Annotated in this window: 22 protein-coding genes and 1 tRNA gene; 9 read left to right on the top strand and 14 right to left on the bottom strand. The window is 71.6% G+C overall.

The features are described from left to right. Positions 1–13: 13 nt before the first annotated feature. From H9I49_RS03185 to H9I49_RS03170, 4 genes are all read right to left on the bottom strand, one after another. Positions 14–2,335, bottom strand: a complete 2,322-nt coding sequence (locus tag H9I49_RS03185) for a caspase family protein (protein WP_188028856.1) — start codon at positions 2,333–2,335, stop codon at positions 14–16. Further along, on the bottom strand, positions 2,332–2,709 hold the full coding sequence (locus H9I49_RS03180; protein ID WP_188028855.1) for a hypothetical protein: 378 nt from the start codon (positions 2,707–2,709) through the stop codon (positions 2,332–2,334). Before H9I49_RS03180 ends, H9I49_RS03185 begins: the two co-directional genes overlap by 4 nt. A 485-nt stretch (positions 2,710–3,194) precedes the next feature. After that, positions 3,195–4,361 (bottom strand): hypothetical protein, encoded by a 1,167-nt coding sequence (locus tag H9I49_RS03175; RefSeq protein ID WP_188028854.1) that lies wholly within the window; start codon positions 4,359–4,361, stop codon positions 3,195–3,197. Between the two features lie 127 nt (positions 4,362–4,488). Continuing rightward, positions 4,489–5,109: an antitoxin gene (locus H9I49_RS03170; RefSeq protein WP_188028853.1), complete on the bottom strand. Its 621-nt coding sequence runs from the start codon at positions 5,107–5,109 to the stop codon at positions 4,489–4,491. A 188-nt stretch (positions 5,110–5,297) separates the two neighbouring features. On the opposite strand from H9I49_RS03170, the gene H9I49_RS03165 reads away from it, so the two are divergent. Together H9I49_RS03165 and H9I49_RS03160 are read left to right on the top strand one after the other, a co-directional pair. After that, on the top strand, positions 5,298–5,816 hold the full coding sequence (locus tag H9I49_RS03165; RefSeq protein ID WP_188028852.1) for a peptidylprolyl isomerase: 519 nt from the start codon (positions 5,298–5,300) through the stop codon (positions 5,814–5,816). Positions 5,817–5,904: 88 nt separating this feature from the next. Further along, positions 5,905–6,807, top strand: a complete 903-nt coding sequence (locus tag H9I49_RS03160; RefSeq protein ID WP_370587405.1) for a rhomboid family intramembrane serine protease — start codon at positions 5,905–5,907, stop codon at positions 6,805–6,807. A 402-nt stretch (positions 6,808–7,209) separates the two neighbouring features. On the opposite strand, the gene H9I49_RS03155 is transcribed toward H9I49_RS03160, so the two are convergent. Next, on the bottom strand, positions 7,210–7,461 hold the full coding sequence (locus tag H9I49_RS03155) for a cell division protein CrgA (RefSeq protein ID WP_188028851.1): 252 nt from the start codon (positions 7,459–7,461) through the stop codon (positions 7,210–7,212). A gap of 185 nt (positions 7,462–7,646) precedes the next feature. Between H9I49_RS03155 and H9I49_RS03150 the strand changes: the two genes are divergently transcribed. Further along, positions 7,647–8,426: a DUF881 domain-containing protein gene (locus H9I49_RS03150; RefSeq protein WP_188028850.1), complete on the top strand. Its 780-nt coding sequence runs from the start codon at positions 7,647–7,649 to the stop codon at positions 8,424–8,426. Between the two features lie 38 nt (positions 8,427–8,464). Next, a complete protein-coding gene (locus H9I49_RS03145; protein WP_188028849.1) occupies positions 8,465–9,094 on the top strand; it encodes an aminodeoxychorismate/anthranilate synthase component II in 630 nt (209 codons plus the stop codon). A 100-nt stretch (positions 9,095–9,194) separates the two neighbouring features. Here H9I49_RS03145 and pknB read toward each other — a convergent pair whose 3' ends face one another. From pknB to H9I49_RS03110, 7 genes are all read right to left on the bottom strand, one after another. Beyond that, positions 9,195–11,042 carry a Stk1 family PASTA domain-containing Ser/Thr kinase gene (pknB, locus tag H9I49_RS03140; protein WP_188029587.1) on the bottom strand — a complete coding sequence of 616 codons (1,848 nt, stop codon included), beginning with the start codon at positions 11,040–11,042 and terminating at the stop codon, positions 9,195–9,197. A 103-nt stretch (positions 11,043–11,145) separates the two neighbouring features. Beyond that, positions 11,146–12,483 (bottom strand): serine/threonine-protein kinase, encoded by a 1,338-nt coding sequence (locus H9I49_RS03135; protein ID WP_188028848.1) that lies wholly within the window; start codon positions 12,481–12,483, stop codon positions 11,146–11,148. After that, on the bottom strand, positions 12,480–13,940 hold the full coding sequence (locus H9I49_RS03130) for a penicillin-binding transpeptidase domain-containing protein (protein ID WP_188028847.1): 1,461 nt from the start codon (positions 13,938–13,940) through the stop codon (positions 12,480–12,482). The genes H9I49_RS03135 and H9I49_RS03130 overlap by 4 nt, the downstream gene beginning before the upstream one ends. Beyond that, the gene (locus tag H9I49_RS03125) at positions 13,937–15,334 is read right to left on the bottom strand and encodes an FtsW/RodA/SpoVE family cell cycle protein (RefSeq protein ID WP_370587404.1); all 1,398 of its coding nucleotides are present in this window, start codon (positions 15,332–15,334) and stop codon (positions 13,937–13,939) included. Before H9I49_RS03125 ends, H9I49_RS03130 begins: the two co-directional genes overlap by 4 nt. Continuing rightward, positions 15,331–16,770 carry a PP2C family serine/threonine-protein phosphatase gene (locus tag H9I49_RS03120; protein ID WP_188028846.1) on the bottom strand — a complete coding sequence of 480 codons (1,440 nt, stop codon included), beginning with the start codon at positions 16,768–16,770 and terminating at the stop codon, positions 15,331–15,333. The genes H9I49_RS03125 and H9I49_RS03120 overlap by 4 nt, the downstream gene beginning before the upstream one ends. Positions 16,771–16,774: 4 nt before the next feature. After that, positions 16,775–17,374: an FHA domain-containing protein gene (locus H9I49_RS03115; protein WP_188028845.1), complete on the bottom strand. Its 600-nt coding sequence runs from the start codon at positions 17,372–17,374 to the stop codon at positions 16,775–16,777. A gap of 51 nt (positions 17,375–17,425) precedes the next feature. Next, entirely contained in the window at positions 17,426–18,202 is a 777-nt protein-coding gene (locus tag H9I49_RS03110) for a DUF3662 and FHA domain-containing protein (protein WP_188028844.1), read from the bottom strand. Positions 18,203–18,421: 219 nt separating this feature from the next. Here H9I49_RS03110 and H9I49_RS03105 point away from each other — a divergent pair, with 219 nt between their 5' ends. The 5 genes from H9I49_RS03105 (at position 18,422) to H9I49_RS03085 (ending at position 23,097) form a co-directional block, all read left to right on the top strand. After that, positions 18,422–20,020 (top strand): hypothetical protein, encoded by a 1,599-nt coding sequence (locus tag H9I49_RS03105; protein ID WP_188028843.1) that lies wholly within the window; start codon positions 18,422–18,424, stop codon positions 20,018–20,020. Positions 20,021–20,063: 43 nt separating this feature from the next. Beyond that, positions 20,064–20,873 (top strand): NAD(P)-dependent oxidoreductase, encoded by an 810-nt coding sequence (locus H9I49_RS03100; RefSeq protein ID WP_188028842.1) that lies wholly within the window; start codon positions 20,064–20,066, stop codon positions 20,871–20,873. A gap of 89 nt (positions 20,874–20,962) precedes the next feature. Next, a tRNA-Leu gene (locus H9I49_RS03095) sits at positions 20,963–21,045 on the top strand. 365 nt (positions 21,046–21,410) lie between these two features. Further along, entirely contained in the window at positions 21,411–22,397 is a 987-nt protein-coding gene (locus H9I49_RS03090; RefSeq protein WP_188028841.1) for a serine/threonine-protein kinase, read from the top strand. A 49-nt stretch (positions 22,398–22,446) separates the two neighbouring features. After that, positions 22,447–23,097: an LON peptidase substrate-binding domain-containing protein gene (locus H9I49_RS03085; RefSeq protein WP_188028840.1), complete on the top strand. Its 651-nt coding sequence runs from the start codon at positions 22,447–22,449 to the stop codon at positions 23,095–23,097. A gap of 62 nt (positions 23,098–23,159) precedes the next feature. Here the strand turns inward: H9I49_RS03085 and H9I49_RS03080 are convergent, their stop codons facing one another. Beyond that, positions 23,160–23,648 (bottom strand): hypothetical protein, encoded by a 489-nt coding sequence (locus H9I49_RS03080; protein ID WP_188028839.1) that lies wholly within the window; start codon positions 23,646–23,648, stop codon positions 23,160–23,162. Between the two features lie 44 nt (positions 23,649–23,692). After that, complete coding sequence (locus H9I49_RS03075) at positions 23,693–24,598, bottom strand: peptidoglycan-binding protein (RefSeq protein ID WP_188028838.1); 906 nt, start codon at positions 24,596–24,598, stop codon at positions 23,693–23,695. Positions 24,599–24,712: the final 114 nt, after the last annotated feature.

The raw sequence follows: 24,712 nt of genomic DNA, 5'->3' as shown, positions 1-24,712 counted from the left end.
ACGGGCATTTCCGTCACTGAGGCGCTGCGCGACGACCGATGAAGCCGCCGGCGACTGCGAGGAGCAGCCCCGTCACGACCAGCCAGGGCATGCCCATCGACTCGGCGGAGCGACTGGTGAGCACCAGCCACTCAGACAGCGCGAAGCCGACGACGGCAACCGACCACGCGAGCGCCATCAGTCGTCCGGCCGCACTGGGTCTGGCTGCGAGCGACAAGAGGACGATCGCCGGGGTGATCAGGCCCCAGACGTAGTACGTCGCCGCGTAGTAGCCGTACCCTGAGCCGTCCGCAGATCCCACGTAGCCGGCGTAGCCGAGGTACAGGATGGTCGTGAGACCACCCGTGGCAAGTACGGCATACGTCCCCGGGTCACGCCAGGCGATGGGACCCCGTGGGAGCGGCGCCCGCCACGCGACGACGGCTGCGGCGACCAGCCCCGTGGCGGCGATGAGGGACTGTCCCACGAAGGCCAGCCACCAGCCACCCAGCAGGGACTCGAGCCCGCCCTTCTCGATCGGTTTCCCCATAGTGGTCAGGGCCCCGATGCCCGCCGCTGCGGCGGTGCCGGTGAGGAAGCCGGCCGCCACGCCCGTGCGGACCCGCGGAGCCAGCAGCAGGATGCCGGCGACGACGGCGAGCAGGGCGCGCAGGCCGGGGCCCAGGAGGATCTCGAACGTCACGTACGCCGACTGGCTGTCCTCCCACGACCCGGCACCGGCCAGCACCATGACGGCGCCGAGGAACAGGCCCCACACCGGCCATGAGCCCAGCGCACGCTCGGGCGCTGCCGGACTCTCGACCGGCTTGCGGAGGTAGGCCGTACCAGCCGTGTGACCGGCCGGCTCGGTCTCTGGCTCCTGGCTCGGCTCGGGAGACGGTCCAGCCGATTCGACGACCGGCTGGTGCTCGGGGTCGACCGGGGCGAGTCGACGCTCAGCCAGTTCGGGACCCGCTGTGCTGGGCGGCTCGACCACTGATGGGACCACGGCGGCCGGCTCGTCCGGAGCCGGGGCCGCGACCGGCGCTTCGGGCGGTGCCGGGGCCGCGGGACTCTCCCACCGGCTGGCCACCCGCGCCTCGACCGGCACGATGACCGATCCCGTCGGCCCGATCAGGGTCACGGTGCCGGTGTACGCGCGACCGGACGGGGACAAGGTCACGGTGACCGTCCCGCCCTCCACGACCGCGGACAGTGGTGGCTCCGCCTCCGCGCGGACCTCCCGTGCGATGGGGAGGCCGTGCACGTGCAGCTCGCGCTCCACGGCGACGTCGGCATCAGGGTGCAGGTCGCCGAAGTCGAGCTCTGTCGGCGTGACCTTGGGTGCGGCGGCGTCGATGACCGCGATGGCGTCGTCGGCCACCGACCTCGTGTCGGAGCGGGCCACTTCGCGCAGGGCCTCGAGGGCGCCCAGTGCCACGCCGAGGTCCTCGTGCGCGAGCCGGTCGCGCAGCTCGAGAACGGCACCGCGTCGATAGGTCGGGTCGGGGTTGCCGAGAGCAGACTTCAACGCCTCCGAGATCGGCACCGGCCGGATCCGCCTGCGCCTGCTCCGCGCGAGGTACACCTCGCCCGACATCTCGACGTCGCGGCCCGGGGTCTGGCGCGGGTTCTGCTCGCGCACCCGGTCGAAGACGTAGTCGTAGAGCTCGCCGAGCGCCACGAGTCCGTCCTCGTCGCGGTCGGCCTCGCCGCTGCGCAGGCCCTCGACGAGCGCCGAGGTGAAGACCGACGGCTGCGGCTGGTGGTCCGCCGTCAGCGTCGTCCCCTCGAAGGCGTACTCCATCGCGCTCGAGGCGCTGATCACCGCGCGTCCGCGCCCGCCGCCGAGCCGACCGGCGGGGAAGCTGTCGACGACGTTGACGGGGCCTGCCGCGCGCACCGCCACTCCCTCACCGAAGGCCCCTCCGTAGCAGCAGTCGATGAAGAGCACGATGGTGCGCGCCCGGGCCGATCGCATGCACCGCTGCACGAAGTCGGCTGAGACCGACGTCGAGCCCAGTCTGTCGGGACGCGTGTTGCGGGCCGCGAAGAAGAGCTCGCCGGTGTCGCTCTTGAGCCCGTGCCCGGAGAAGTGCAGCAGGAGCAGGTCATCCGGCCGGCTGTCGGCGAAGAGGTCATCGATGTGCGCCTGCACCTCGTATGACGCCTCGTTGCGGACGACGGACACGTCGAAGCCGCCGATGTCCGGGTCGCCGAGCACCTCGGCCAGGGCCCGCGCGTCGGCCTCGGGCGCACGCAGCTGGGTGAGGCTGGCGTGCTCGTACGTGTCGTTGGCGATGATGAGGGCGCGGCGCGTCCCGGCACTCTCCGGGGCGCCCGGCAGGGAGGTCATCTCGGCGCCTCGTGCCGGCCCAGGAACAGGTCGAGCAGTCGCTGCTCCTCCGCGGACGACCCGCCGGTGAGCACGATCACGTCGCCGTCGATCTCGAGCCGCACCGTCCGGGTCGTGCCGCGGTCCCGCGCGAGCCAGCCACGCAGCGTGGCGACGAGCGCCGTGAGCCCCCCGGATCCGAGCACCGCGATCGCGAGGCTGCTCAGGGCCGCGACGTCGACGGCCCGAGTGCCGGGTGGACCGACGGTCCGAGCCGTGGCGACCTCGAGGTCGTCAGCGTGGCGCAGCTCCTCGAGGACGTTGCGGTGCAAGGCGTCGATGCGCGAGGCGTCCGCCTCCCGCTCGTCCAGCCGCACGTCGACGATCATGCCCATCGGCCCACCTCATGGTGCCGCAGTTCCTGCGTCGATCGTACTCGCGGGACAACGGACAACCCGGCGATCTCGCACACTCCCGGCCGGGGTCTCGACCCGAGCGAGAAGGCCCGACCGGCCGCCCGGTCCACAGTCGATCCACGGCTCGCTTCCTCTGGCGCAACGCCGGGCGTGGTGCCATGCTCGTCACAGCAGCTTCGTCCGACCCTCTTCGGGGCCGGATCTCGCGGGCGTTTCGCGTGGAAGGACCAGTACTGACACGCTCAATGTGATGCAAAGTTCATCGAGCCCCTCGCGCAACCAGCCAGTTCATGGCTAGACTGGGTGCAGCGAAGGGTTGGGCCCGCACGAACCGCGCCCAGCCCTTCTGCTTGTGCTGGCTCGCACTGTCCCCCTGTCGGTGCGAGCCAGCTCACGCAGAGAAGGACCCGGATGCCTCAGGCAGCCGGGTCCTTCTCTGTGTGGGACGCGCCCGTCGCGCTCCGTCAGCTCGAACGGTCGCCCTGCTCCTTGGCCATCCGCGCCTTGGCCGACCCACGTGGCGACGCCTTCGTCGAGGCCCCGTTGACCGTGCCGCCCTCGACGGCGTCCGACGTGATCGCGTCGGAGTCGGGCGCCGGGTCGACGGCGGTCACCTGTCCCTGGCTCGCCGGAGCGGCGGCCGGCTCCTCGGTGTCGGCGCCGTAGGGGTCGGTCGCGTCGTCGATGGCCTCGCCGGAGCGGTCCTTCGCGTCGGCGATCGCGGCCTGGCCCTTGGCGGCGAGGTCTCCCGCCTTGTCCTTGGCCGCGTCGGCGAGCTCGGCACCCTTCTCCCTGGCCTTGCTCGCGGCGTCGGCGACGACCTCCTTGGCGTGCCCGACCTGCTCGGCTGCCTTGTCCTTGAGGGTCGCGGTGTCCGAGGTCCTGACGGCACCCGTCGTACCCGCCACGCCCGTCGCTCGGGAGTCGAGCGGGGTGGCCCACGGGTCGTCGGCCTCCTTCTGCTTGCGGAATGCCGCGACCGCTGCCACGGCCGCGGCGGTCAGGCCGATGGCGATGAGCCACCTGCCCTTGCCGCGCCGCTTCTTCGCGACGGCGTCGCCCTTGAGCACGGCGTAGGCGTCCTGGGCGCGGTGCCCGCTGACCGCAGCGGTCTCCCGCGCCTGCGCGGCGGCCTGCTCCAGGTGCGGCTGGGCCGCGTCACGGGCCTGTTCGGCGCCGGCTGCGAGGGCCGCGGCGGCGGTCGCGATGGCGGCCCCCACCTTCGGCAGCACCGAGTCGACGAGCGTCGACTGCGCCGCCTCGACCCTGGGCCGGGCCCGGTCGGCCGCCTCGTGCAGCGCCTCGCCGGCGACCTCGCGGGCGCTCGCGGCCGCGTCGTGGAACCGGTCACGGGCCACGTCGGCGGCATCGTGCAGCGCCGGGGCCGCGGCCTCGCGAGCCGCGAGGAAGCGCTCGCGTGCCGCGTCGGCAGCGTCGTGGAAGACCGGTGTGGCGGCCTCCCGGGCGGCATGCGCCCGGTCCCTGGCAACGGCCGCTGCTTCGCTCGCCGAGTCGGCGGCACCATGTCTGAGGGAGCCGAGCCGATCACCGGCCGCCGACCCGAGATCGGCTGCCGTGGCTCGCGCGTGGTCGACGGCAGCCTCCGTGCGGGACTGCTTGGTTCGGAACATGCGTCCTCCTAGGTCCTCTCGTCCTTACCCATCCTGCCAAGTTCGGCCACGAACCGCACGGAGGGCTGCGGCGTGCGGGTGGCACCCGCCTGAACGCCCGGTCGCGAACGCCGTGCGCCTCGACCACTCAGCTCGTGGCGTCGTGCGGCGGCTGGGCTCCGTGGTCGGTCCTGCGGTCGGTCCCGCGGTCGGCGTCCTCGGGCTGAGGTGCGTCGGTGTGGCCCTGCGTGGCGGGCGGGTGGTCGAGCCCCAGGACGGTGTCCTCGAGCGTCGTGTCGGTGAGCGACTCCTGCGTCGGGGCCGGGAGGTCGCCGGCCGCGGCGTCGAAACCGCTGTCGACCGGAGTCGCGGCCGTCGGGTCAGCCATCGGGTCCGCCGGTGTCGGCGCCTCGGGGTCGACCGGGTACGCCGCACCAGGAGTCACGTCGGCGGCACCGGCGGCCGCGGCCGCGCCCGTGGCCGTCGTCGGTCCTGCCGTGTGGCCCTCGGCGACCTTGTCGACGCCCTTGGCGACCTGGTCCTTCACCTTGACGACCTTGTCGTGGTACTTCCCGTCGGTCTTCTCGTCGATCTTGGCGGTCGCCGACTCGACGTAGCCGTCGATCTTCTCGCGGTTCTCGGCGGCGAAGTCGCCCGCCTTCTCCCGCGCCTGCTTCGCCGCGTGTGCCGCGGCCTCCTGCAGGTGCTTCGCCTTGGTCTCGAGGTCGAGCTCCTCGGCCTTCTTCTTCAGCTTGTCCATGAACGACATCGGCACTCCGTCCTGCGCCGGGCCGGGCCCGGCGGCTCATCGGGTCGCGTCCTCATCTGGCGATGAGGATGATCCTTCTCCTTGGGCAACGGCGGGTCCACCGGAAGCGTTCCGCCTCCCATCGGTCATACTCACGCTTACCCGGCCGGACGGCATACGTGCTCATCCGCCGTGCGAGGATTGGGCGCATGAAGGCAACCCTGCACACGAACCACGGCGACATCGTCGTCGACCTCTTCGAGCACCAGGCCCCCAAGACGGTGGAGAACTTCGTCGGCCTCGCCAAGGGCGAGAAGGAGTACAAGGACGAGGCGGGACGCACCAACCCGACCCCGTTCTACGACGGCCTGATCTTCCACCGGATCATCCCGAACTTCATGATCCAGGGCGGCTGCCCGCTCGGACAGGGCTTCGGCGGCCCGGGCTTCACGTTCGACGACGAGATCAGCCCCGACAAGGACTTCACCAAGCCCTACGTCCTCGCGATGGCCAACGCCGGCAAGCGCATGGGCCGCGGCACCAACGGCTCGCAGTTCTTCATCACGACCGCTGCCACCACGTGGCTGCAGGGCAAGCACACGATCTTCGGCGAGGTCGCCGACCAGGCGTCGCGTGACGTCGTGGACAAGATCGGGGCGGTGGCCACAGGTGCCAACGACAAGCCCCTCGATGACGTCGTCATCAACTCGGTGACCGTCGAGGACTGACGCCCCACCTCATCCACGGACGCGACCGGCAGGGGGAATCCCGTTGTCTGACAACCCGACCAGTGGCCAGCCCCCGGTGGAACCGGGCGTGCCACAGCCCGCTGCCGGTCCGTCCGTGTGCCCGCGCCACCCTGACCGGGAGGCGTACGTCCGCTGCCAGCGCTGCCACCGCCCCGCGTGCCCCGAGTGCCAACGGCCCGCGGCCGTCGGCATCCAGTGCGTCGACTGCGTACGCGAGGCCGCCCGCACCGCCCCCACGGGGCGCACCATCTTCGGCGGCCGCGCGACCGACGGCACGCCCGTCGTCACGTACGCGATCATCGCGATCTGTGCGGTCGTCTACCTGCTGCAGCGCGCAGACCCGTCGGTGACCCGCGACTTCGCGTTCGTACCGGCCCTCGGATGGACCGAGCCGTGGCGGTTCGTCACGGCGGCCTTCCTGCACTCGCCGGACACGATCTTCCACATCCTGCTCAACATGTTCGCGCTGTGGAGCCTGGGCCAGTACCTCGAGCCGTTGCTCGGTCGAGCCCGCTTCGCCGCCCTCTACCTGATCAGCGGCGTCGGCGGCCAGGTCGGCGTCGCCCTGCTGGCCGGCTCACCGACGATGGAGGGGCTCGAGACGGGTCAGGACCCCGGGTGGATCACCCAGGTCGTCGGCGCCTCGGGCGCGATCTTCGGCCTCTTCGGCGCCCTCCTCGTGCTCAACCGGCACCTCGGGCGCTCGTCCACGGCGATGTACGCGACGATCGCCATCAACGCCGCGTTCGGCTTCATCTACCCCGGCATCGCCTGGCAGGCCCACCTCGGCGGCCTCGTCACCGGGCTCGCGTGCGCGGGCGTCATCGTGGCGTTCCGGCGTCAGCGCGTCCGTCAGCTGGTGTGGGCCGCCCTCGGTGGCGTGCTCGCGATCCTCGTGGCCGTCGCCGTCGCGAAGTACCTCCTGCTTCCGGACGTCATCCGGATGATCGACTCCAGCAACTTCCGCTGACGGCGTCGTCGACGCTCCTGCTCGCCACCTCCACCTGCGTCTCCGCGACGCTCGGCGCCATCGCCCGTGCGCGCCCGGCACGTGCCGCGCAGCCCGGCACAGCGCGGGCGAGCTCGCCCCTGCCCGGCCGGCGAGGCGTCGTCCGCGAGTCCCGCAGCAGTTGTCCACCGGCTGTGGACAAACCTGTGGACGTAGTTACACGCGTGTCATTCATCCCCAGCTGGGGACAAAGGTGTGGATAACCACGGGGATGCGCAGTCCGGGTTGTGCACGGCCGTCATCCACACCTGTGGACCGGGAACGACGACGCCGGCTGTCCACAGGTGTGGACAGCCGGCGTCAGTGGTCTTGTGCGCAGCCGGAGCGCCTCAGGCCTCAACCGCGGCAGAGGCGGCAGGGCGGTCAGCGCCAGCGCATCGTCATGATGAATCCACCCATGAGCAGCACGAAGCCCACTCCGAGGTTCCACACCCCGATGGACCCGATGGGGTACTTGTACTCGCTCACGTAGTAGACGACGATCCACAGCAGCCCGAGGACGAGCAGCGTGATGAAGACGGGCGCCCACCAGGTGGGGTTGGGCTCTGCGGCCTTGCTCGTGCGGGGCGGGGTGTACGCCGTCGCCTTGTGGTCGCGGCCTTTGGACTCGGGCACTGCTTTCTCCTTGCTCTGAGTTGAGCCAAGGGTAGCCAATGACGGGTGCGATGGACCGGCTCACCGCGTACTGCCGCCGCCCGAGCCTGCCGTGGTCCGAGCGCCGTACCTCAGATCCGTCCGGTGAGGCGAACCGTGCACAATGGTGGCAGCGCGGAGGGTCCGCGCGAGCGAGGACATCGGTGATGACGGACGTCGACCGGCCCGAGGTGGCGCCGGACGTGGCCCCGGCGGCTCCGGCACCTGGCCGCCGCGTGGCGTGGCGCCTGCTCGTCCCCGTCGTCACGGCCGCCGCCGGCCTGATGTTCGCGATGAGCTTCCAGGCCGCGCAGGGTCGAGACCTCCGGGCCGACCGCGACCTTCCGCAGCTGATCATCGAGGGCGATGCCCGCGTCGCCGAGCAGGCGACCGTCCTCGACGAGCTCCAGAAGGAGGTCGAGGCGCTCGCCAAGGCCAGCGCACCGACCGACGAGCACCTCTCGAGCCTGACCCGCGCCGCCGACGAGCTCGCCGCCACGGCCGCCACGACCAAGGTCAGGGGGGAGGCGATCGAGGTCACCCTCGATGACGCGAAGCGCACCGCCGACTCGCTGCCCGACGGCTTCACCGCCGACGACATCGTCGTGCACCAGCAGGACGTCCAGGCCGTCGTCAACGCACTGTGGACCTCGGGCGCGGAGGCGATGATGATCCAGGACCAGCGCGTCATCTCCACGAGCGCGGTCCGCTGCGTCGGCAACACCCTGATCCTGCAGGGGCGCGTCTACGCCCCGCCCTACCGGATCACCGCGATCGGCGACGTCGACCGCCTGCAGGAGGGCCTCGACGCCGACCCGTCCGTCAACATCTACCGGCAGTACGTCGACGCCGTCGGTCTCGGCTACGGAGTCCACACCCACACCTCGATCGAGTTCCCGGCATACTCGGGGTCGGTCGACTTCCAGTACGCGTCGCCCATCCGCTGAGCGCCAGCCGCCACCGCCCACCACCACTGAGGCCCCGCATGACCCGCATCCTCGTCGTCGACAACTACGACAGCTTCGTCTACACGATCGTCGGCTACCTCGAGCAGCTCGGCGCCGAGTGCACGGTCGTGCGCAACGACGCGGTCCCGGCGACGGACGCGGCGGCATACGACGGCGTCCTCGTGTCACCGGGCCCGGGCACCCCCGAGGAAGCGGGCGTCTCCATGGACATCATCCGCGAGTGCGCCCGGCTCTCGAAGCCGATGTTCGGCGTCTGCCTCGGCCACCAGGCCCTCGGCGTCGTCGCCGGCTCGACGGTCGGCCGCGCACCCGAGCTGCTCCACGGCAAGACCTCGCTCGTGCACCACGACGGCACCGGTGTCCTCGAGGGGCTGCCCAGCCCGTTCACCGCGACGCGCTACCACTCGCTGACCATCGACCCGGCGACGCTTCCTGACGAGCTCGTCGCCACCGGCCACACCGACTCGGGCCTCGTCATGGCCGTGCGTCACCGCGACCTGCCGCTGCACGGCGTGCAGTTCCACCCCGAGAGCGTGCTCACCGAGGGTGGTCACCGGATGCTCGCCAACTTCCTCGCCATGTGCGGTGACGGCGACGCCGTGGAGCGCTCGGTCGGGCTCAGCCCGCTCGTCACCGCGGCGGTCTGACCCGCTCCGCACCCGGACTTCGACGCCGAAGGGCTCCTCCCGCCCGGGAGGAGGCCCTTCGCCATGCCGGGTGCCGGGTGCCGTATGCCGTGTCGTCGGGTCAGGGCGTCGGCGGCGTGGTCGGCTCACCCGTGCCGTTCGTCTCCGTCGACGGCGGGGGCGGCGTGACGGTGACCGTCGGGGGTGGCGGCGTGCGGGCCACCTTGACGACGATCTCGGTTCCGATCTTGACGACGTCCCCGGCCTTGTCCACGGAGAGCACCTCATCGGGGTTCTTGTCGGAGTCGACGGCCTGCTTGCGCGGCTCGAGGCCGGCGTTCTGGAGCGCGACCGCGGCCAGGGCCCAGTCCTGTCCGACGAGGTTGTCGGGCACCTTGACGTTGCCGGTGGCGTAGAAGATGCGGATCTTCGTGTCCTTGGAGACGACCGCCTGGGCGGCCGGCTCGGTCTTCGTCACCTTGTTCTTGTCCTGGTCGGGCGTGTTCTCCTCGGTGAAGCCCGCGACCGCGAAGCCCGCCTTCTCGAGCTCCTCGCGAGCGGTGTCCTTGTCGAAGCCTGTGACGTCCGGGACCGTGAGGGTGTCGGGGCCGGACGAGACGACGTACTTGACGACCGACTGCTCGGCGACCTGCGTGCCGGACTTGGGGTCCTGGCTGATGACCTCCCCCTCGTCGACGGTGCTGCTCGCGGCGGTCGTCTTCTGGCCGCGCAGGCCGTTGGTCGTCAGGGTGCGGGCGGCGACGTCCTCCTTCATCCCCTCGATGGTCGGGACGGCGACCTTGGTGACGTTCGGCGTCTGGTTGCTGAACCACGTGGCCGCGCCCCAGCCGACGAGGGCGAGGACGGCGATGACGAGCGCCGTCACCAGCACCGCCTTGCCGCGGCCGCCCTGCCGCCCACGCGCGTCGGCCTCCTCGTGACCGACGGCCGGGAGGCCGGCAGTGTTCTGGTACCGCTCGCGCCGGGAGGTCATGGCGGGCTGCACCGCGGTCGGGGCGCCGGGCGTCGCATACGACGGCGGGAGGGTCTGGGTCGCGGCCGCGCCGACGATCGCAGCGGTGCCGAGCGCCGCGGCGCTGATCTGGCGGCCGAGCCGGACGTTCTCGAGGTCGGCCCTGAAGGAGGCCGCGTCCTGGTAGCGGGCCTCGCGGTCCTTCGCCAGGGCGTGCAGCGTCACGGCGTCGAGGTCGCCGCCGACCGAGTCGTTCCAGACGCTCGGGGGCTGCGGGAGCTCACCGACGTGCTGGTACGCGATGGCGACGGCCGAGTCGCCGGTGAACGGTGGACGGCCGGCGAGCAGCTCGAAGAGGAGGCAGCCGGTCGAGTAGAGGTCGGAGCGCTCGTCGACCGTCTGGCCCTGCGCCTGCTCGGGCGAGAGGTACTGGGCGGTGCCGACGACCGACTGGCTCTGCGTCATCGTGGCGGCGGTGTCGGCGATGGCCCGGGCGATGCCGAAGTCCATCACCTTGATGTGGCCGCCGCTCGTGATCATGACGTTGGCCGGCTTGATGTCGCGGTGGACGATGCCCATCCGGTGGCTGTAGGACAGGGCGTCGAGGATGCCCTCGGTCACCCGGATCGCCTCGGCCGGGTCGAGCTGCTGGTGCTGGGTCAGCTTCTGGCGCAGCGTCTCGCCGTCGACGTACTCCATGACGATGAACGGCAGGGTCGTGCGCGTGCCGTTGGGCCCCTCGGTGAAGCTCTCGTCCTCGCCGGAGTCGAAGATCGCGACGATCGACGGGTGGTTGAGGCCGGCCGCGGACTGGGCCTCGCGACGGAACCGCATGAGGAAGTTGGCATCCCGGGCGAGGTCGGAGCGCAGCATCTTGATGGCGACCGTCCGCCCGAGGCGGGTGTCGTGGCCGAGGTGCACGTCGGCCATGCCGCCTCGGCCGATCAGCTCCCCGACCTCGTAGCGTCCACCGAGGACACGGGCTGCGGTGCTCACGTCGATCGCCTCTGCTCGTTCGGGAACTGCTCGTCCGCGTGGTGGCTCATCCTGGTCCGCTCGTCGGGCGCCTGGGTCGCGCTGCTCGGGCTGGTCTGTCATGTCACTTGTCCTTGCCGCCCTTGCCCTTGCCCTTGCCCGGCTTGGTCGGCTCCGGCTTGGTCGGCTCGAGGGGCTTGGTAGTCGGCGCGGTCGTCGCCGTCGTGTGCGTCGGGGTGGGCGTCGTGGTCGACCTCGTGGCGCTCGTGGACGGCGCCGGCGTGCCGGCCGACGCCGTGTGCGAGGAGGTGGTCGGCGTGGTCGTCGGAGTGGCACCCATGAGGCTGCCCAGCGCGAAAGCCCCCCAGGTGACGAGGGCGACGGCCGGGACGGCCAGCCACGCCCACCGGGCCCGAGAGCGCCGCGGTCCGGATCGGCTTGTCCCGGTTGCGGATCCGCCCGTGTGCCGGCTGCCGCGAGTCGGCATCACCGGCATGGCGCGCGTCGCGTCCACCGGCGAGGCCGGCAGGACCGGCGCCGGCACGGCGGCCGTCGTCGTGGCCTCGGCAGCTAGCACCTCGGTGGCGTCGGAAGGGAGCACCTCGGTGGCCTCGTCGACCTGGGGCGTGGTCGCCGGGGGCAGGGAGCCGAGCGGTACGCCGGTCGCCTCCGCGACCGCTCGGGCATCCGCCGGTCGGTCGCCCGGCGACTTCGCGAGGCTCGCGACGACGACGGCGCGCAGGTCTGCCGGAACCGTGTCGGGCAGGTCCGGCGGCGGGTCGTTGACCTGCGCCAAGGCGGTCGCGACGGGCGTGCCCATGTCGAACGGCTTCCGGCCGGTCAGCATCTCGTGGGCGACGACCCCGAGCGAGTAGACGTCGCTCGCAGCGGTGGCCGGCTCGCCGAGGGCCTGCTCGGGGCTGATGTAGTCGGGCGTGCCGAGCACCTCGCCCGTGATCGTGTGGCCCGATCCGTCGCCGAGACGCGCGATACCGAAGTCGGTCAGCTTCGCCTGCCCCGACGGCGTCACGATGATGTTGGCCGGCTTGACGTCGCGGTGCACCATGCCCGACTCGTGGGCGACCGAGAGGGCCAGCGCCGCCTGGCCGAGGATCGAGCGGACGTCGTCCGCCGGCATACCGCCGGGGTTGGCGCGGATGAGCTCGCTGACGGTGCGGCCGGGCACGAGCTCCATCACGAGGTATGCCGTGCCGTCCTCCTCGCCGTAGTCGAAGACCGCCGCGATGTTCGGGTGGTGCAGCGACGCACTGCCTCGCGCCTCGTCGCGGAACCGCTCGAGGAACGCGTCGTCGTCAGGCCCGGGCGCTCGCATGATCTTGACGGCGACGGGACGCTGGAGCACCTCGTCGGTGGCCTCCCACACGACGCCCATGCCGCCGGCCGCGATGACGGAGCCGAGGGTGTAGCGACCACCGAGCGTCGCACCGGTCGCGAGTGTCATCGGCTCAGCACCGCCTCCATGACCTCGCGGGCGATCGGCGCGGCGACCCGCCCGCCGCCGACCTCGCTGCCCGTGACGCCGCCGTCCTCGACGACGACCGCGACGGCCACCTTCGGGTCGGTGGCCGGGGCGAAGGAGATGAACCACGCGTGCGGAGGCTTGTCAGGGTCGTGCTGCGCGGTGCCGGTCTTGCCGGCGACCTCGACGCCGTCGATCTGGGCGCGGGCGCCGCTGCCGTTCTGCACGACGGAGACCATCATCTTCGTCAGGGTCCGGGCGGTCTGCTCGGACACCGCCTGCGAGAGCTCGACGGGGTCGGGCGTCGACTCGATGATGTCGAGGTTGGCGCTGCGCACCGACTGGATGAGGTACGGCGTCATGACCCGGCCGCCGTTGGCGATGCCGGCGGCCACCATCGCCATCTGCAGCGGCGTCGTGCGCACGTCGTACTGGCCGATCGCGGCCTGGGCGGCCTGCGGCGCGTTGAGGTCGGCCGGCACCGAGCTCGTCGCGACCCGCATCGGCACCTGCAGGGAGTCGCCGAAGCCGAACTTGGCGGCCTGCGCACGCAGCTTCTCACCGCCGAGCTCGAGACCGAGCGACCCGAACGCGGTGTTGCACGAGATCTCGAGCGCGTGGATGAGAGTCGTCTCGTCGCCGGGTCCGCACGCCTGGCCGTTCTCGTTGGGAAGGTTGGTGCTCGTCAACGGCAGGTTCAGCTCGGCGGGGCCGGGGACCGTGGAGTTCTCGTCGGTGGCGATGCCGTCCTCGAGCGCGGCCGCGGCCGTGACGACCTTGAAGGTCGACCCGGGCGGGTAGACGCCACTGATGGCGCGGTTGAGGTAGGCCTTGCCCTTGTCGGTCGAGAGCGACTGCCAGGCCTTCGCCGCCTTCGACAGGTCGTGGCTCGAGAGCGGGTTGGGGTCGTACGTCGGGTGGCTGACCATGGCGAGGATGGCGCCGGTCTTCGGGTCGAGCGCGACGACCGCACCCTTGCTGTCGCCGAGGGCCTTGTCGGCGGCGGCCTGAGCCTTGGGGTCGATGGTCAGCTCGACCGTCGCGCCGGAGGTCTTGCGGCCCGTGATGAGGTCGGTCATGCGCCGCACGAACAGCGTGTCGGCGTCACCGGAGAGCAGGTCGTCGGACGCGTGCTCGAGGCCGTACGGCGCGCCGACGGAGTACGAGTAGAAGCCGGTCAGCTGGGCGTACAGCTCACCCTGGGGGTAGCTGCGCAGGAAGCGGTACTGGTCCTCGACGGGCACCGACTTCGCGACGGCCTGCCCGCCTACGATGATCGAGCCGCGCTCGCGGGAGTAGCTGTCGAGGAGCGTCCGCTTGTTGGTCGACATGGCGCCGAGCGACTTCGCCTGCGCGAACTGCACGATCGTCGAGGCCACGAGCAGCGCCGTGAAGAGGCACGCGATGAGGACCGAGAGCCGGCGGATCGGGGTGTTCACGGCAGCTTCACCACCTGGGTCAGCTCGGCCGGCGCGGGCTCGTCGGCGGCCACGCCCACCGGCATCTCCGGCATCGGTCGGCGGGCCTGGTCGGAGATGCGCAGCAGGAGCGCCATGATCACCCAGTTCGCGAGGAGGGAGGAGCCACCGAGCGACATGAAGGGGGTCGTGAGGCCCGTCAGCGGGATGACCCGGGTGACGCCGCCGATGACGATGAACAGCTGGAAGGCGACCGAGAACGACAGTCCGATCGCGAGGAGCTTGCCGAAGCCGTCACGCACCCCGAGCGCCGTGCGGATGCCGCGCTCGCAGAACAAGAGGTAGAGCACGATGATCGCGACCGCGCCGAACAGGCCGAGCTCCTCACCGAGGCTCGGGAAGATGAAGTCGCTCTCCGCGAACGACGTGAGGTACGGGCGCCCCGCGCCGAGGCCGGTGCCCGTGAGGCCCCCGGACGCCATGCCCCACAGCCCGTTGGCGAGCTGGTTGGAGCGTTCGAGGTTGTCCTGCGAGAAGGGGTCGAGCCACAGGTCCACGCGCTTCTGGAAGTGCGTGAAGGCCGACAGCGCGAAGGCGACGGCTGCCGCGAACAGCAGCAGGCCGATCGCGATCCACGAGACACGCTCGGTAGCGACGTAGAGCATCGCGACGAAGAGACCGAAGAAGAGCAGCGCCGACCCGAGGTCCTTCTGGAAGACGAGGACGAGCAGGGCGAGCACCCACGCGACGAGGATCGGGCCGAGGTCTCGGCCACGGGGAAAGGTGAACCCGAGGACCTTCTTGCCCGCTAGCGAGAGCACGTCACGTGTCTGCACGAGGTAGCCGGCGAAGAAGACCGCGAGGGCGATCTTGGCGAACTCGCCGGGCTGGAAGTTCATCGGCCCGATGGAGATCCAGATCTGCGAGCCGTTGATCGTGCGGCCGACCCCCGGCACGAGCGGCAGCAGGAGCAGGACGAACCCGATCGCCATCGTCACGAAGGTGTAGCGGCGCAGCAGCCGGTGGTCGCGCAGGACGAAGAGGACCGCGACCGCCAGGGCGACCGCAAGGGTGGTCCAGATGATCTGGCGGTACGCGTCGCCGTCGGCCCCGAGCTTGCCGCCGGCGAGGTCGAGCCGGTGGATCATGACCAGCCCGAGGCCGTTGAGGACCGTCGTGATCGGAAGCAGCACGGGGTCGGCGTAGGCGGCCTTCCAACGCAGCACGAGGTGCACGCCGAGTGCGAGCACGGTGAAGCCGCCCGCCACCGGGATGATGTTGGCCGGCACGGTGCCGTTGCGGTTGAGGTCGGTCGTGACCCACGCGAGCATGACGATGGCGATCGCGAGGAGCAGCAGGAGCAGCTCGGCGCCGCGCCGGGTGCGCGGGGTCAGCGGCTCGACGGTTGTCGTCACGCGACCACCCCGATCGCGCCGGGCGGACCGCCGGCGGCGACCCGCGGCGGGGTCGTGGGCGTCGTCGCCGGCTTCGGCGCCGACGTGGTCGGCCGCGGCAACGTGGGCGTGCCCGGCGAGGTGCTTGGCGGCGTCGTGGGTGTCGTGGAGGAGGGGGTGGGCGTCGGGCTCGTGCCGCACGGAGTACCGGTCTGGGCGAGGTGCTGGCAGCGCTGTGCCTCCGTGCGCAGCGCGTTGACCTTGGTCTGCGCGTCGGCGAGGTCACGGGCCGAGATGGTGTTGCCGACCGAGCCCTGCACGTCGACCGGCAGGTCGGAGACGAGCACGTCGGACTGCGACTCGAGGTGCGAGAGGCTGATCGGCCCGATGTCCTGCGAGACGCCCTGGAAGATCGCGACGTGGCCGGCGTCGGCGGCGACGAAGTACTGCTTCTGGGACCAGGCCCACGCGGCGTACCCGCCGCCGCCGAGGATGGCCGCGATGAGGAGCGCGGCGAGGACGCGGGTCACGATCTTCGAGCTCCGGGAGCGGGTGCGGTCCTCGGCGAGCTCGAGCGAGTCGTCGTCGGCATCGGCCCGGCCGGTGGCCTGGCGTGACAGGGCCGCCGCCTTCTCGGCAGGGCTCGTCGGGATGGCGCGCGTGCGGCCCCGCATGCGCCTGCCTGCGGCCCCGACGACCTGCGGCACCGTGGTCGGCAGGTCGTCGCCGTCGGCGTCGACGACCTCCGCGACGATGACGGTCACGTTGTCGCGCGTGCTGGCCTTGAGGGCGACCTCGATGCAGCGGTCGGCGGCCTCGGCGGGGGTGCGCGCCTCGCGGACGATCTCCTCGATGACGTCGGCTCCGACGAAGTCCGACAGACCGTCGGAGCACAGCAGGAAACGGTCGCCGATCTTGGCCTCGCGCAGCGAGGTGTCCGGCTCGTCGTCGGGCTGGCCGGTCATGACGCGCGTGACGACGGAGCGCTGCGGGTGGTGGCCGGCCTCCTCCTTGGAGATGCGGCCCTCGTCGATGAGCTGCTGCACGAAGGAGTGGTCCTTCGTGATCTGCGAGAACGTGTCGCCGCGCAGCATGAACGCGCGGGAGTCGCCGATGTGGGCCATCGCGAGCTTGTTGCCGGTGCGGAGCATGACGATCGTCGTGCTGCCCATCCCCGCGAGGTCGGAGTTCTCACGCATCGCCTTGGTGAGCTTGGCGTTCGCGGCGTGCAGGGCCTCCTCGAGGAGCGGGATCGCCTGGTCCGCGGTCACGTCCTCCTCGTCGAGCGGGGCGAGCTCGCCGACGATCATCGAGCTCGCGACGTCGCCCGCGGCGTGCCCACCCATGCCGTCCGCGAGGACGAGCAGGTTGGGGCCGGCATACCCCGAGTCCTCGTTGCGGGACTTGGGTCCCAGCCCGAGGTCGGAGCGCGCGGCGTAGCGCAGGGCGATGGCCATCGGCTCAACCTCGCAGTTCGAGGACGGTCTTGCCGATCCGCAGCGTGGTGCCGACCTCGACGGGTCGCGAGCCGGTCAGCCGGTCGCGGCCGATGAAGGTGCCGTTGGTGGAGCCGAGGTCCTCGACGACCCAGCCGTCGCGGCCGGACGTGTCGGGATAGATGCGGCAGTGGCGGCCCGAGGCGTAGTCGTCGTCGAGCACGAGCGCGCACTCGGGGTTGCGGCCGATGAGGACGCCGCCGCTGCGGAGCGGCAGCGACGTGCCGGTGAGCGGACCCTCGGTGACGACGAGTCGGGTCGGGACGCTCTTGCCGCGACCCCGCCCGCGCCAGCCGGACGAACCCGACCCGGCCTCAGACGCGGGCGCCGCGCCGGCCGCTGCCGCACCGGCGGCAGCCCCGCCGCCCGGCGAGGGGACGGGGGTGCGACGCGCGCTGGGCTGACGGTCCTGCGCCTGCGCCTGCTTGGCCGCCTTGCGCTGGCCGCGCCGGTTCACGGCGGTGCCGTAGATGTCGGTGCGGAGCACGCCGACGACGCTGAAGATGAAGATCCACAGCAGCGCGAGCAGACCCAGCCGCAGCAGGGTAAGGGTGAGTTCACTCATGCGTCACCACAGGTCACCGGAGGGGTGTGGTCCACGGTCTTCATCGTGCTCTCACCGGCGCCCGGCGCGGAAGGTCGCGGACGTGCGGCCGATCGTGAGGCGGTCGCCGTCCTGGAGCCGCTGGCTGGAGACGCGCTCGCCGTTGACGAAGGTGCCGTTGGTGGAGTTGAGGTCGCGGATCGAGGTCACGAGGTGCGGGCCGTCGGTCGTCACGCGGATCTCGCTGTGCCGGCGGGACACGCCCGGATCGTCGATGACGATGTCGGCGGTCTCGTCACGGCCGAGGGTCGTCAGGCTGCCGAGCAGTGGGTAGCGGTCGCCCGCGATATCGAGCCACGGGCGGGCCGACGGGTTGGACCGCGGCGCGGGACGCTGCGGGGGAGCCTCGTCGACGGCCGTGCCCGTGCTCGCGTGGGGGCGTGGCGCGGCGGGCGCGTGGGCGCTCTCGCGTCCGGCCTGCTTGGCCGTCGCAGGCCGGACGCGGAAGACGCCCGTCTCGAGGCCCTCGCCCTCGACGAGCTCCACCTCGAGGGGCCCGCCGGGCTGGTACCCCTGCGAGTCGGCGTGCTCCTGGGCCGCCGCCACGAGGTCGTCGGAGAGGTCCTCCTCGTAGTCGCCGAGCCGCTCGTAGTCGGTCTGGCTCAGCTCGATCGTGTAGAGGTTGGGGACCATGGCCCGGCCGTGGCCGAGCAGCGCGGCACGGTCGTCCATCGCACGGCGGATCGCAGAGGCGATCTCGACCGGCTGGACCTCGGACTTGAACGCCTTGGCGAAGGCACCGTGGACAGCCTTGGCGAGACCGTGCTCGACACGGTTGATGATTCCCACGCCGTCTCCTCCTCCTGGTGAGCGCTCCTGCCGGGCGCTTCATCGTAACCGGGTCGGCCCCCCGACCCTCCAACCTGCGGCCGGTTACGGGGTGCCCGAAACTCCCGTTCTGCCCCTTTACGGCGTGGTCAGCGGGTTTGATGTCCGACCGAAGCATGGGACCATCGCACGGGGTCCCGCGGCGGGTCCCGCACGTGGTAGGCCAGCAAGGAGGGCTCGATGAGCAAGGACGAGACCGGTAGCACCGAAGGTCAGGGACTTCCCGGCTTCTCCGCGAACAACTCCATCCCCGGCGGTTTCACCCTGCCGATCCCGATGGGGACGGCGGCAGCAGACCAGACCGACGAGGCCCCGGCCGACCCCTGGAGCTCCACCTGGGACGACACGTCGTGGCAGCCGACCGACAGCGGCACGACCGCGTCGGGCGAGTCCGGCGCCAACGACTGGTCCGACTCGTACGAGTACGGCGGCCAGTACACGGCCGAGTCCGACACCGCAGCGACCAACGGCCTCAGCGCCCAGAACGGCGTCGGCGAGCAGCACGGCTGGACCCCGTGGGAGCCGTCGGACCCCGGCGTCTCCGCCGCCCCGGCAAGCGTCACCGACACCGCCGACGACTCGACCCAGCACTGGGCGACGCTCCAGCACAACGCCGACACGGCCGCCGCGTCCGAGGAGGAGTACTCCGGCTGGACCCCCGCCGGCAGCGCGACCGACCCGTCGGCAGCCGTGTCCGGCCGCTCGACGCACTACTCCGACGACCACACCGCAGCGCAGCAGGCGTATGCCGCCCGGCCGGCCGTCGACCCCGACGTCGCCGCAGCGGCAGCCGAGGGAGGCTACGAGGCCGGGCAGACGGCATACGACCTCACCCCGGCAGCGCGATCCGGCAACTCCGACCGGCCGAGCGCGGAGGACCTCATCACGGCGCGCTCCAAGGGTGAGCGGCAGAAGGTCAAGGCCAACTCGGGCCTGCGCAAGGCGTTCGGGCTGGGCCCCAGCGTCAAGGAGCTGCTCGAGCGCGACCGTATCGACCGCATCGCGCGCCCGCTCAACGGGCGCAAGACGATCATGGTCATCAACACCAAGGGTGGTGGCGGCAAGACGCTCGTCACCCTCATGCTCGCGAGCTACCTCGGGCGCTACCGCTCGGGCTCGGTGCTCGCGTGGGACAACAACGAGACCGAGGGCACCCTGGGCATGCGCGCCCCGTCGCAGAGCCACCACCGCACGGTCGTCGACCTGCTCGGGGCGCTGCCGACGATCGCCAACGACCCCAACGCCGGCACCTCCGAGCTCGAGCACTGGGTCCGTGAGCAGCGCGGGCTCTCGTTCGACGTGCTCGCGTCGGCCGACGACGACGAGGCCATGCGCATCATCGGCGAGCAGGAGTTCGAGGACCTCCACACGCAGCTCTCGCGCTTCTACCGGATGATCGTCGTCGACACGGGCAACAACCGCCTCTCGCCCAACTGGCTCGCGGCCGCGGCCCGCGCCGACATGCTCGTCTTCGCGACGTCGCTCAAGGACGACACATCGGTCGTCGCGGCGAAGAACCTCGACGCGCTCGTCGCGATGGGCCGGGGCGACCTCGTGCGCAACGCCGTCTGCGTCATCTCCCACACGTCCGCCAAGGGCAACGACATCGGCGCGGGCGTGCACACGCGTGAGCACTTCGAGCAGTGGGTGCGCGCGGTCGTCGACATCCCCTACGACCCGATGCTCGCGCCGGGCCTGCACCTCGACCCGCTCAAGATCAGCAAGAAGACGCACGACTCGTGCATGGAGATGGCCGCGGTCGTCGTCGACGGTCTCTGACCCCGCCTCCGGCAATGGGCGTCCGAGTGGGTATGCCGCTGACGTGGCCCACCTCGCGCTGACCGGCGCCGCCGGGCGCATCGCGACCGCCCTGCGGCCGAGGCTGCGCGCGGCGGGGCACCGTCTCGTGCTCCTCGAGGGCGTCGGCGTGCCGGTCGCAGACGTGGACGAGGAGCGCGAGACGGCCGTCGAGTGCGACCTGCGCGACGTCGACGGTCAGGCGGCGGCCTTTGCGGGGGCCGACCTCGTCGTGCACCTCGGCGCGTACTCCGACGAGCAGCCGTGGGCCGACATCGTCGCCGTCAACATCGACGGCACCCGCGCGGTGTGCGAGGCCGCGCGCCTCGCGGGCGTGCAGCGGATGCTCCTGGCGAGCTCGGTGCACGCGGCCGGGTTCGTGCCGGTCGACTCCGAGGCGGCCCGGTCGGGCATGCCGCTGCCGGCCCCGGACACGTACTACGGAGTGAGCAAGGCGGCGCTCGAGGCGCTCGGGGCGCTGTATGCCGGCCGGTTCGGGATGACGGTCGTCAGCGCACGGATCATGACCTTCGGCGACGAGCCGGAGGCGCCGCGCTCGTTGCAGTCCTGGCTGTCCGGTGACGACATGGCCCGTCTCGTCCACGCCGCCCTGACGACCGAGGCCACCGGCCACCACGTCGTCTGGGGTGTCTCGCGCAACACGCGCCGCCGTGTCGACCTGTCGCCGGGTCTCGAGATCGGCTTCGACCCGCAGGACGACGCCGAGACGTACGCCGCGGGGGTCGAGCGCCGCGACCCGAGCGCCGCACCTGGTCTGCTCGGTGGGGGCTTCGCGACGCCGGCCTACCGGCTGGGCGAGCCGCACGGTGGCTGACCGCTGGGCCCGCGCCACACGGCATACGTGCTCGGCGTGGCCCGGTTTGGCGAACTCGTCGGGTATGCAGCACACTGTCCTCTTGTCACGCGCGAGTGGCGGAACGGCAGACGCGCTGGCTTCAGGTGCCAGTGTCCGAAAGGGCGTGGGGGTTCAAATCCCCCCTCGCGCACGCGATGACGAAGGGCCCCAGTTCTCGGAACTGGGGCCCTTTCGCGTGACAGGGCCCTCCGCGATCGCGTGCGCGCCCGCGGGGATCTGGGAGGAGCCGGAGCGCAGAGGAGGCGACGGGTTCCCCCACGCGCACGACCGCGTCAGACGCGTGTCCTGCCCCGCGAGAACGAGGCGCCGGTGGGTGTTGGGGACCGCCTCGGCGGGGGTATGTAGCCGGGAGCCGCGCGCGGGGGCAACGCTGCCGAGACCCGGCCGCTGGATGCTGACCACCGCTCTGGTCACGTACCATTTCTGCTGACGAAGGCCCCTGAGAATGTCGACTGACGTGCACCTTCCGTCCGAAAGGCCCAGGTGCCCCCTCACATGAACCGCCTGCACGAAGGGTTCGTCCTCGGTGGCCGCTATCGACTCGAGCGGCGCATCGCCTCCGGCGGCATGGCCGACGTGTGGGCCGGCACGGACGACGTGCTGCAGCGTCCCATCGCGGTCAAGGTCATGCGGCCCGACACCGACCACGAGCGCCTCTTCGCCCTGCGGTTCCACGATGAGGCCGTTCACTCTGCGGCGCTGCTGCACACGAACATCGCGACCGTCTTCGACTACGGCAAGGACGACGGTCTCGCCTTCCTCGTCATGGAGCTCGTGGAGGGTGAGCCGCTCTCGGCGATCCTCCGGACGCGCGGACCGCTCTCGCCCCACGAGGTCCGCTCGATCATGGGTCAGGCAGCCCTTGCGCTCGGCGTGGCGCACGAGGCGCGGGTCGTCCACCGCGACGTCAAGCCGGCGAACATCATGGTCCGCGAGGACGGTCTCGTGAAGCTGACCGACTTCGGCATCGCCCGCGCGCTCGACGCGTCCGGGCACACGCAGCACGGCGAGATGCTCGGCACGCCGAACTACATCAGCCCGGAGCAGGCCCTCGGTCACGCGGCGACGGGCGCGAGTGACCTGTACGCCCTGGGCGTCGTCGCGCACGAGATGCTCTCGGGGCAGCGGCCGTTCGACCGCGGCACGCCGATCGCGACCGCCCTCAGCCACGTCAACGAGCCGTCTCCCCCGCTGCCCGAGGACGTCCCGCAGGACCTGCGCGACCTGATCCTGGAGTGCCTCGAGAAGGACCCGGAGAGGCGGCCGGCCAACGCCGCTGCGGTCGCCATCCGCCTGGGACTCGGCGACCAGGAGGTCCGCGGCCTCGCTCTCGGGCTCGCCACAGCCATCAACGGCTCCCCCGCCGACCTCATGGAGGCGGTCGAGGAGCTCGCCGAGGAGTCCCGGCCCGCGCACGCCACGGAGGCGGGCAACGACGAGCTCGGCTCGACCCAGTGGATGGCGTCGGGCCTGCCCGACTGACGGGCAGCGCACCTGTCGCGCTCTGCGGCGCCGACCTAGGCTGGAAGACATGGCGATCCTGCCGCTGTTCCCGCTCGGCACCGTGCTCATGCCCGGGGCCCGGCTGCCGCTCCAGATCTTCGAGCCCCGCTACGTCCAGCTGCTCCACGACCTGCTCGACGGCCAGGACCAGCGCTCCCCCGTGTTCGGCGTGGTCGCCATCCGAGAGGGCCACGAGGTCGGCGAGGACGCGGTGCGCGCGCTGCACCCGGTCGGGTGCGGCGCGCTGCTGACGCAGGCCGCTGCGCTCGAGGGTGAGCGCTTCCTCGTCATCTCGGAGGGCACCGACCGCTTCCACCTCGACGCCATCGACGGTGACGCCGGCACCCCGTACGCCACCGGCCGCGTCACCTGGCTCCCCGAGCCCGACGGCGACGCCGCCACGATCGTCCAGGTCGCCGCCCGGCTCCGCTCGGAGCTGACCGACTTCGCGGCCGCCACGGGCCAGGAGGCGGAGATCCCCACCGACGACAGGGCGCTCGCGTATGCCGTGCCCGACACCGTGAGCCTCGACGTGGCCGACCGCCAGCGCCTCCTCGAGAGCCCCGACACCGAGTCACGCCTGCGGCTCGGACTCCAGCTGACGCAGCGTGAGCTCGAGTTCGCCACGGCGCTCGGCGCGGTCGCCAAGCCGCCACTGCCCCCGTTCAGCCTGAACTGAGCTGGGTCGCCTACGTGTCCGGCGGCATACGGCAGGTGCCGTATGCCGCCACGCTGGTCGGCTCAGCGGGAGACGATCTGCAGGGAGCAGACCCAGATCGTCGTCGCCGAGATGCCGGCCGTCTGGCCGATCACCTTGTCGCAGTAGTAGTCGCGGTCCGGGTTCGCGGGGCTCGACCCTCCGTAGTGGATGTCGTAGTCCGCCTCCCAGTCGCCGGGGCGACGGATGGCACCGGCGTAGTAGGCGTAGTTGCCCCGGTCGTAGACGCCGTCGATGTTGACCGTCGTGTAGAGCGTCTGCCCGTAGTGGCCACCACGGTGGATGTTGCGCACGCAGAGGGTCGAGCTCCGGTCGCGTCCCGCGCTCCAGACCTCGACGGTGCTCAGCGTCGAGCCGGCGCCGTTGACGATGTCGCGGGCGGCGATCCGGGTGCCGTCGCAGGAGGCGTAGAGGGTGCCGGCGTTGGTCTCGGCGCTCGCGGTCGGCGCGACCATGACGAGCGCGGACAGGGCGGCTGCCAGGCTGACGAGAGCGGAGCGTGTCTTCTTCATCGGTGGTTCTCCTGTGTCGTAAGGGATTTCGTGTAGACGCGAGCTCAGTGGGTGCGCTGCCAGTCCTCCCACGTGTTGAGGTCGCGGTCGGCCCCGGCAAGACTGTCGGAGCAGCTGTCACCCGCCCCACCGAAGCGGTACTGGTACACCTGACACAGCGAGTAGTGAGAGCCGTACGCGATGTACGGGTCGTTGATCGCGACGGCATGGATGTGCGGCCCGCTCGAGTAGTCGCGGAACCACGCGGCGAACCCGACCTGGCGCAGCGCCCTGACCCGCTCGTCCGTCATCGCCGGTCGGTCGATGACGCGGATGTCGATGACCCCGCCACCCACGTGAGTGCCTGCGGACTCGCTGGCGCTGCCGCGTCCCTGGGTGATGTACATGTCGGTGCCGCTCAGCTGCTCGGCCTTGCGGAACATCGCCCGGGTGCGCTCGTCGATGGTCTCGCCGTCCTCGGTCACCCACGAGCCCGGCGAGACGGCGCCCACGACGGTGAAGCGCCCGTCGCCGAGCTCTCGCAGCTCGATGAGGCCGGGGAGTCCGTTGTCGGCCCACGGGGTCGACGTGGCGTGGACCCGGTTCTCCCACTGCCTCCACGCCGTCGTCGTCGACGACCCGAAGTGGCCGTCGACGAGGGACGCGCCGAGCAGGCCCTTGGCCCGCAGCGCCTGCTCGACGAGCAGCACGTCGTCGGCCGCGCCCACCGTGGTGCCGGTCCCGTCGCGGTGCGGGTCTAGCTGGGCCGCGAGCAGGACGCGCTCCATGTTGACCGCGGGGAGTGCGGCCGAGGCGGTCGTCGGCGCGCCCACGACCCCGGCCAGTGCGGCGAGGCCCGCCGCGACGGAGGCGACCGCACGCCGGGTCGTGCGGCTCGTGCGGGTCCGGGAGCCTGCGGTCGACGGGTGGTCGGCGGACGCCGTCCGCTCGGGAGCGAGGTGCTGGGTCATGGTGGGTCCTTCCTGGCGGCTGCTCCGGCGGGTGCCGGCGTCGGGCAGAGTCCATCGCGTGCCGCTGCGGGATCGCTGCGACAGCGCTCCGGACGCGTCGGCGGGGTCGATGTC

The sequence above is a fragment of the Terrabacter sp. MAHUQ-38 genome, from assembly GCF_014518425.1.
GTDB lineage: Bacteria > Actinomycetota > Actinomycetes > Actinomycetales > Dermatophilaceae > Terrabacter.
The sequence above is the reverse complement of the archived record's forward strand: the minus strand, read 5'-3'. Positions and strand labels throughout refer to the sequence as shown.

Bases quoted from the DNA above. Each gene is read 5' to 3' on its own strand.
- H9I49_RS03185 (WP_188028856.1), bottom strand. From the start codon at position 2,335: ATGACCTCCCTGCCGGGCGCCCCGGAGAGTGCCGGGACGCGCCGCGCC.
- H9I49_RS03180 (WP_188028855.1), bottom strand. From the start codon at position 2,709: ATGGGCATGATCGTCGACGTGCGGCTGGACGAGCGGGAGGCGGACGCC.
- H9I49_RS03175 (WP_188028854.1), bottom strand. From the start codon at position 4,361: ATGTTCCGAACCAAGCAGTCCCGCACGGAGGCTGCCGTCGACCACGCG.
- H9I49_RS03170 (WP_188028853.1), bottom strand. From the start codon at position 5,109: ATGTCGTTCATGGACAAGCTGAAGAAGAAGGCCGAGGAGCTCGACCTC.
- H9I49_RS03165 (WP_188028852.1), top strand. From the start codon at position 5,298: ATGAAGGCAACCCTGCACACGAACCACGGCGACATCGTCGTCGACCTC.
- H9I49_RS03150 (WP_188028850.1), top strand. From the start codon at position 7,647: ATGACGGACGTCGACCGGCCCGAGGTGGCGCCGGACGTGGCCCCGGCG.
- H9I49_RS03145 (WP_188028849.1), top strand. From the start codon at position 8,465: ATGACCCGCATCCTCGTCGTCGACAACTACGACAGCTTCGTCTACACG.
- H9I49_RS03135 (WP_188028848.1), bottom strand. From the start codon at position 12,483: ATGACACTCGCGACCGGTGCGACGCTCGGTGGTCGCTACACCCTCGGC.
- H9I49_RS03120 (WP_188028846.1), bottom strand. From the start codon at position 16,770: ATGGCCATCGCCCTGCGCTACGCCGCGCGCTCCGACCTCGGGCTGGGA.
- H9I49_RS03115 (WP_188028845.1), bottom strand. From the start codon at position 17,374: ATGAGTGAACTCACCCTTACCCTGCTGCGGCTGGGTCTGCTCGCGCTG.
- H9I49_RS03105 (WP_188028843.1), top strand. From the start codon at position 18,422: ATGAGCAAGGACGAGACCGGTAGCACCGAAGGTCAGGGACTTCCCGGC.
- H9I49_RS03090 (WP_188028841.1), top strand. From the start codon at position 21,411: ATGAACCGCCTGCACGAAGGGTTCGTCCTCGGTGGCCGCTATCGACTC.
- H9I49_RS03085 (WP_188028840.1), top strand. From the start codon at position 22,447: ATGGCGATCCTGCCGCTGTTCCCGCTCGGCACCGTGCTCATGCCCGGG.
- H9I49_RS03080 (WP_188028839.1), bottom strand. From the start codon at position 23,648: ATGAAGAAGACACGCTCCGCTCTCGTCAGCCTGGCAGCCGCCCTGTCC.
- H9I49_RS03075 (WP_188028838.1), bottom strand. From the start codon at position 24,598: ATGACCCAGCACCTCGCTCCCGAGCGGACGGCGTCCGCCGACCACCCG.